Source organism: Streptomyces sp. UNOC14_S4 (assembly GCF_020740835.1).
Lineage (GTDB): Bacteria > Actinomycetota > Actinomycetes > Streptomycetales > Streptomycetaceae > Streptomyces.
Window position 1 is genome coordinate 1 of sequence record NZ_JAINFC010000432.1, and the last position, 6,476, is coordinate 6,476.

7 protein-coding genes are annotated in these 6,476 nt (G+C 72.6%); 1 reads left to right on the plus strand and 6 read right to left on the minus strand.

All coding sequences use genetic code 11. The annotated features are described in order from the left end of the window. From K6I34_RS28660 to K6I34_RS28670, 3 genes are all read right to left on the minus strand, one after another. The coding region (locus K6I34_RS28660) for an FAD-dependent oxidoreductase (protein ID WP_229330222.1) at window positions 1-404 on the minus strand (404 nt) is incomplete at its 3' end. Between the two features lie 173 nt (window positions 405-577). Continuing rightward, window positions 578-1,477: a TIGR01777 family oxidoreductase gene (locus tag K6I34_RS28665; protein ID WP_229330225.1), complete on the minus strand. Its 900-nt coding sequence runs from the start codon at window positions 1,475-1,477 to the stop codon at window positions 578-580. 31 nt (window positions 1,478-1,508) lie between these two features. After that, window positions 1,509-2,027 carry a DUF4240 domain-containing protein gene (locus K6I34_RS28670; protein ID WP_229330235.1) on the minus strand — a complete coding sequence of 173 codons (519 nt, stop codon included), beginning with the start codon at window positions 2,025-2,027 and terminating at the stop codon, window positions 1,509-1,511. 201 nt (window positions 2,028-2,228) lie between these two features. Between K6I34_RS28670 and K6I34_RS28675 the strand changes: the two genes are divergently transcribed. After that, window positions 2,229-3,158: an SDR family oxidoreductase gene (locus K6I34_RS28675; RefSeq protein WP_229330227.1), complete on the plus strand. Its 930-nt coding sequence runs from the start codon at window positions 2,229-2,231 to the stop codon at window positions 3,156-3,158. A 230-nt stretch (window positions 3,159-3,388) separates the two neighbouring features. Here K6I34_RS28675 and K6I34_RS28680 read toward each other — a convergent pair whose 3' ends face one another. From K6I34_RS28680 to sucB, 3 genes are all read right to left on the minus strand, one after another. Next, window positions 3,389-4,372 carry a YafY family protein gene (locus K6I34_RS28680; protein ID WP_229330229.1) on the minus strand — a complete coding sequence of 328 codons (984 nt, stop codon included), beginning with the start codon at window positions 4,370-4,372 and terminating at the stop codon, window positions 3,389-3,391. Window positions 4,373-4,633: 261 nt separating this feature from the next. Continuing rightward, window positions 4,634-5,257, minus strand: coding sequence for a GntR family transcriptional regulator (locus K6I34_RS28685; protein ID WP_229330231.1), 624 nt, complete (start codon window positions 5,255-5,257; stop codon window positions 4,634-4,636). A gap of 199 nt (window positions 5,258-5,456) precedes the next feature. Beyond that, the coding region (gene sucB / locus K6I34_RS28690) for a 2-oxoglutarate dehydrogenase, E2 component, dihydrolipoamide succinyltransferase (protein WP_229330233.1) at window positions 5,457-6,476 on the minus strand (1,020 nt) is incomplete at its 5' end.

The following is a 6,476-nucleotide window of genomic DNA, read 5'->3' on the forward strand; positions in this document are numbered from 1 at the left end:
GCGGTGCCCAGCCGTGCCTGGTCGAGGCCGCCCGCGCGGGCCGTCGCGAGGGCCCGTGCCGTGGTGAACGCGCGCTTGCTGTGGCGCGGTTCGCCCGTGCGCTGGTTGCGCCCGTCGGCGTGGACCAGGACCCCCGGGGTGAACGGCCGCAGCGTGAGCGCGTCGAGTCCCGGGGTGCGGAGCAGCTCGGGGAAGGCGGTGTTGAGCAGCTGCGCCGTGCGGTCGAGCCGGAATCCGTCGAGCCGGCCGGTCGTCATCCGTCCACCGACGTAAGGGGCGGCCTCCAGGACGGTGACCGTTACCCCGGCGGCCGTGAGCCGGTGCGCCGCGGAGAGGCCGGCGAGACCGGCCCCCACGATGACGACGTCGGCGTCGTGTGCGGTGTCGCGTGCGCTGCTGAGCACGTGCCCTCCTGGGGTCGGTCCGCTCCGCTCTGAGGCCTGATGCCCTCAACGGGCAGCGGCAAAGCGCGATTTGCCTTGACCGTAGAGAGAAAATCGGTCAACAACAGTCGCGCACGGACAGAGCACGGTCGCACGGCGGTAGCACGTCCCGGGGCCGTCGGCCCGGCCCGTGGTCAGGGCGTGTCGGTCAGCGCCGCGCGTACGGCGCTTTCGATGTCGGGGAAGGCGAAGGAGAAGCCCGAGTCGAGCAGCCGTCGCGGCACCACGCGCTGGCTCGCCAGCACGTCGCCCGCCATCTCGCCCAGTGCCAGCTTGAGCGCGGGCGCGGGAGCGGCGCAGAGCGTCGGCCGGTGCAGTACGCGCCCCATGGCCGCCGTGACCTCCCGGTTGGTGACCGGCTCGGGCGCGGTGAGATTGACGGGCCCGGACAGCGACTCGGTGTCCAGGAGGTGGCGCAGGGCGGCGACGTGGTCGTGCAGGGCGATGAAGCTCCAGTACTGACGGCCGCTGCCCATGCGCCCCCCGAGCCCGAACCGGAAGAGGGGGAAGAGCTTGGCCCAGGCCCCGCCGCCGCGGGACACGACCAGACCGGTGCGCGCGAGGACCGTCCGTACGCCCGCTTCCGCGGCCGGGCCGGTGGCCGCCTCCCACTCCTGGCACACGTCGGCGAGGAAGCCCCGGCCGGGCGGCGCGTCCTCGTCGATGCGCCGGTCGCCCGTGTCGCCGTAGATGCCGATGGCGCTGCCGCTCACGAGCACGCGCGGCGGGGTGTCGAGGGAGGCGAGGGCCTCGGCCAGGGCGGCGGTGCCCAGGACGCGGCTGTCGTGGATCTCCTTCTTGTAGGCGGCGGTCCAGCGGTGGTCGCCCACGCCCGCCCCCGCGAGGTGCACGACCCCGTCGCACCCGGCGAGCCCGTCCGCGTCGACCCACTGCCGCTTCGGGTCCCACCGGACCTCGTCCCCGCTCGTGGGCGGGCGCCGGACCAGGCGGACGACCTGGTGGCCGTCGGCGGCGAGGGAACGGGCGAGGACACTGCCGATGAGTCCGGTCGAGCCGGTGATGGCGATCCGCATGGGCCCATCCTGCCTCGTGCTCCTCACGGTGCTACTCACGGAAGCGGGCCCAGAGTCTGGGGAAGCGTGCCGCCAGGACCGCGTCGTCGTCCACGTCGAACGGCGTGCCGAGCGGTTCGGACGGCAGGGGCGGCAGGCCCAGGTCCGGGGTCTCGGCCCCGGTCAGCTGCTCGTACGCCTCGTCCGCCGCGAAGCCCAGGTCCTCCCCGTCGCCGTCCACCTCGTCGTCGAAGTCGTCCAGGAGGTCGGCGAGGCGGTCGGGTTCGTGTATGGCGCCCTCGAAGACCTCCCGGCCCTGGCCGATCAGCCAGCAGCGGAAGTAGTCGAAGACGTCGTCGCTCGCCCCGTTCAGCAGCACGGCCGCGGCGCCCCACAGGTCCCACAGATAGGAGCGGTTGTAGCGCGACTCGAAGTGCCGGGCGAAGTCCACCACGCCGTCGGGATCGAGCTGCATCAGCCGTTCGACCAGCAGGTCGGCCTGGTCCTCGGCGTCGCCCTCGGCGTCCTCGCGCGTGGTGTCGATCAGTTCCCAGAACTCCGTCTCGTCCATCACGGCACCAGCATCGGGCCAACACCCGGGCCCCGCACGTGGAGAGGAGTGGAATGCGGCCGTCTTGTTACCGGTGCGTCGCCGCGTGCCGTGGCCGGAGATACCGGACAGGAGATACCGGACAGGAGATGTCTGGATTGGGTGGCAGGGTCGTCCGCGTCCCGCCGCACGAGCGGCGTTACGGCAGCCATGAGGAGAGACATGAGGGACGTGAACGCGGCCGGTCGGCCGCTGGAGGGCAAGGTCGCCCTGGTCGCGGGCGCCACCCGGGGCGCGGGCCGGGCCATGGCCGTGGAGCTCGGGGCCGCCGGAGCGATCGTCTACGCCACCGGCCGGACCACGGGCGAGCGGCGGAGCGAGGTCGGCCGCGCCGAGACCATCGAGGAGACGGCCGGGCTGGTGACGGCCGCGGGCGGCACAGGCATCGCCGTACCCACCGACCATCTGGAGCCGGAGCAGGTCAGGGCGCTCGTCGAGCGCGTCGACCGGGAGCAGGGGCGGCTCGACGTCCTCGTCAACGACGTCTGGGGCGGGGACCACCTCCTGGAGTTCGACACCAAGGTGTGGGACGTGGACCTCGCCAAGGGGCTGCGGATGCTGCGGCTCTCCCTGGAGACGCACGCGATCACCAGCCACTTCGCGCTGCCGCTGCTCATCCGGCGGCCCGGGGGACTGGTCGTCGAGATCACCGACGGCACGGAGGAGTTCAACCGGACCTACCGCGGCAACCTCTTCTACGACGTCGCGAAGTACGGCCCGATCCGGATGGCGCGCGGGCTGGCGGAGGAGCTGAAGGAGTACGGCGGCACGGCGGTCTCCCTCACGCCGGGGTTCCTGCGCTCGGAGGCGATGCTCGACCACTTCGGGGTCACGGAGGCGACGTGGCGGGACGCGATCGCGAAGGAGCCGCACTTCGCGATCGCGGAGTCGCCGGTGCTCATCGGGCGGGCGGTGGCGCGGCTCGCGGCGGATCCGGAGCGGGGGCGGTGGAACGGGGCTTCGCTGTCCAGCGGGCAGCTGGCGAGGGAGTACGGGTTCACGGATGCGGACGGTTCGCGGCCGGATTGCTTCAGGTATTTCGAGGAGGTGGTGTCCGGTGGGGGGTCGGAGCCGGTTTCCGACTATCGGTAGCGCCCACCGGGGTGCGGCTTGCGCTCCGCGCGCGGCTGTGGGTGCGTTGTGGGGCGCCTACGGGGGTGCCTCCTTGCGCCGGCGCGCGGCTGCGGGTTGTCTTCGGCTGGGCGCGCAGTTCCCCGCGCCCCTTACGGGGCTTCGCCCCGGGCCCGTGCCTTCGTCCGCGGCTCGGTGGGGCTTGTCGCGCCCACGCGGCGGAGCCGCATATCGAAACAGCCCCGCGCCCCTTACGGGGCTTCGCCCCCTGTCCCGTACAGCTTCGCGCCCCGCGCTGCCGCCTCCGCGAAGCGGGCTCGCAGGGGCGGCGGGTCCAACACCTCCGCCTCCGGGCCCAGGGTCAGTAGTTGTTCGTATGCCACGTCCAGGGACTCCACGGGCAGCGTCACCGTGAGCAAGCCCCGTGCGTCCGGCGCGCCCGCCGCCTCGACGGACTCGCGCGCCGCGGTGCGGTCCGTGATGTGCGGGAGGCGCCGTACCCCCTCCGCGGTCAGGCGGAGCCGTACGCGCTCGCGCAGCAGGGAGCGGGCGAACTTCTCGGCCTGGTGTTCCCAGAAGGACGGGAGGTCGAAGGCGTCCGAGCGGGGGAAGCGGTTCTCGCCGGCGGTCACGGCGGTGAAGCGGTCCACGCGGTAGGTGCGGAAGTCGCCGTCCGCGCGGGCCGCCAGGTACCAGACGCCGGCCTTCAGGACGAGCCCGTAGGGTTCCAGTTGGCGTTCGACCTCCGCGTCGCGTCTGCGGTAGCGGGCTGTCAGCAGGCGGTCGTCCCAGACCGCGTCGGCGATCGCGGGCAGCAGCTCAGGGGTCTCGGCGGGCTGCCACCAGCCGGGCGCGTCCAGGTGGAAGCGCTGGGCCGCGGCGGCGGGGGCGTCGCTCAGTTCGGGGCGCAGCGCGGCGGCGACCTTGAGCCGGGCGGCGGAGGCCACGTCGGCCAGGCCCATCTCGCGCAGCGCGGACGGTACCCCGGAGAGGAAGAGCGCCTCGGCCTCGGTGCGGCCGAGGCCGGTCAGCCGGGTGCGGTAGCCGCCGACGAGCCGGTAACCGCCGGAGCGGCCGCGGTCGGCGTAGACGGGGACACCCGCCTCGGACAGGGCGAGGACGTCCCGGGCGACGGTGCGCTCCGAGACCTCCAGCTGTCGCGCCAGCTCGGCCCCCGTCATCGACGGCCGGGACTGGAGCAGCAGCACCAATCTGATCAGTCTGGCTGCGCGCATGCGTCCATCATGCCCAGCGGCGACGACAGGACCCCGCGCGTCGGCCAGGGCAGGAAGGCGCACGGGGTCCTGCCCTCACCGTCGAGCCTCACCGTGGTCACAGGACAGGGCGCCACGGCGGGGCTCGCACCGGCAGGGCCGGATGTCGCGGGACGGGAAAGTGTCCCGCGGAGACGATACGCCCCTGATCGATGATCGATCAATATGGGATCAGGAAAAACCTTTTCGCGGAGTGGAGGAGCAGGCGGAGGAGCGGCGGGCTCAGATCCTCGGCGCGCAGCTCAGGACGTGGGTCTTCAGCAGCTCGCCGATGTCCGGGGCGCGCCGCTCGAAGGCCGCCACGATCTCCTGGTGGTCCTCCGCGTAGGACCGCGGCTCCGGGCTCAGCCAGCGGATCGACAGGGTCGTCCACACCTCGATGCCCAGCGACTCCCAGGTGTGGAGCAGTACGGAGTTCCCCGCGGCTCTGACGATCTCGCGGTGGAAGGCCACGGTGTGGCGCACCTGGGCCTCGCTGTCGCCCGAGCGGTCCGCCCCGTAGAGCGCCTCGACCTCCGCCCGCAGGACCGTGTCGTCCTCGGCGAGGGCCGGTGCGGCGAGCTCCGCGGCGACCTGCTCCAGGCCCGCGCGCACCGGGTAGCTCTCCTTGAGGTCGATGGCGGTCAGGGCCCGTACCCGTACGCCCTTGTTGGGCACCGACTCGATCAGCCGCAGCGACTCCAGCTCGCGCAGCGCCTCCCGGACCGGGGTCTGGCTCACCGCCAGCTCGGCGGCGATGCGCCGTTCCACGATCCGCTCGCCCGGCTGCCAGCGCCCGCTGACGATTCCCTCGAGGATGTGCTCGCGGATCTGCTCGCGCAGCGAATGGACGACAGGTGTGGCCATGGTGGGGCTCCTTAGCGGGCGGGTCCGGACAACAGACCGCAGGTCATTATCCCGTCAGGAACGACGGTCCCGGCGGCCCACCCGGTTTCGGGGGCGTAAAAGGCACGCCAAAGGGGAAAGGGCGCGGCCCCGGTCCGTGTACGCGTGGTACGGACCGGGGCCGCGCCCCTTGGAGCGAGTTCCCTCGCGCCGACGGTTCTTACAGACCGATCTCGGTCTCGAACTCGGCGGCCTCCAGGATCTGCTTGACCGTGGTCAGGTAGCGGGCGGCGTCGGCGCCGTCCACCAGACGGTGGTCGTAGGAGAGGGTCACGTAGGTCATGTCGCGGACGGCGATGACCGTGCCCTCCTCGGTCTCGACGACGACCGGGCGCTTCACCGTGGCACCGATGCCCAGGATGGCGACCTGGTTCGGCGGCACGATGACCGTGTCGAACAGGGCGCCGCGCGAGCCGGTGTTGGAGATGGTGAAGGTGGCGCCGGCCAGGTCGTCCGGGGTGATCTTGTTGCCGCGGACCTTGCCCGCCAGCTCCGCCGTCTTCTTGGCGACGCCCGCGATGTTGAGGTCGCCCGCACCCTTGATGACCGGGGTCATCAGGCCCTTCTCCGAGTCGACGGCGATGCCGACGTTCTCGGAGTCGAAGTAGGTGATGGTGCCCTCGTCCTCGTTGATCCGGGCGTTGATGACCGGGTGGGCCTTCAGCGCCTGGACGGCGGCCTTGACGAAGAACGGCATCGGGGACAGCTTGACGCCCTCGCGGGCGGCGAACGCGTCCTTGGCCTTGCCGCGCATCTTCATGATCTTGGTGATGTCCACCTCGATCACGGAGCTGAGCTGGGCCTGGCCGTGCAGCGCCTTCATCATGTTGTCGGCGATGGCCTTGCGGATGCGCGGCATCTTGACCGTCTGACCGCGCAGCGGCGAGACCTCGACCGCCGGGGCGGCCTTGGCGGCCGGGGCGGCGGCGGCCGGAGCGGCGGCCGGGGCCGGAGCGGCCTTGACGGCCTCGGCGGCGGCGATGACGTCCTGCTTGCGGATGCGGCCGCCGACGCCGGTGCCCTGGACGGTCGCCAGGTTGACGTTGTTCTCGGCGGCGAGCTTGCGCACCAGCGGGGTGACGTACGCGCCGTCGCTCACCGCGACAGCGGCAGCGGCCGGAGCGGCCGGAGCCACGGCGGCCGGGGCGGCCGGGGCCGGAGCGGCGGGCGCGACCGGAGC